The sequence below is a fragment of the Neptunomonas sp. CHC150 genome (assembly GCF_030397555.1).
GTDB lineage: Bacteria > Pseudomonadota > Gammaproteobacteria > Pseudomonadales > Balneatricaceae > Neptunomonas > Neptunomonas phycophila.
Genome location: NZ_JAPNXU010000026.1, coordinates 1 through 472 on the forward strand (window position 1 = coordinate 1; position 472 = coordinate 472).

The 472-nt window shown below is 55.3% G+C and carries 1 protein-coding gene; it reads right to left on the minus strand.

Annotated features, from left to right (window positions below; genetic code table 11):
* On the minus strand, positions 1 to 472 hold a 472-nt coding region (locus OW491_RS17925), incomplete at both ends, for an Ig-like domain-containing protein (RefSeq protein WP_290037258.1).

A 472-nucleotide genomic window follows, 5' to 3' on the forward strand; every position in this document is an offset into this window, starting at 1 on the left:
CGGTACCATTCGTTGGGTTAGATACGCCCGTGATCGATAGCGTGTCACCTTCTGGATCCGTGTCGTTGCCAAGGATCGCTGCTGGCGTCATGACGTATGGCGTGTCTTCTTCGCCCGTGAAGCTGTCGTCAACCGCATCCGGTCCGTCGTTCACTGGTGAGAATACTACGGTCACTGTGGCCGTATCTTCACCACCGTTACCATCGCTAACTGTGTAGTCGAACGTGGCTGGACCGTTGTAGTCCGGATCCGGTGTGAAGCTCACTGTGCCATCGGGGTTCAGTGTTACCGTACCGTGGCTTGGGTTAGAGACGTCGGTGATCGTTAATGGGTCGCCATCAACATCCGTGTCGTTACCCAATAGCGTTGCTGGATCCAGCGTGATGGTGGTGTCTTCTTCACCCGTCAGCTGATCATCAACGGCAACCGGTGCATCGTTAACCGGTGCAAAGTCGATTGTCACAGTAGCGGT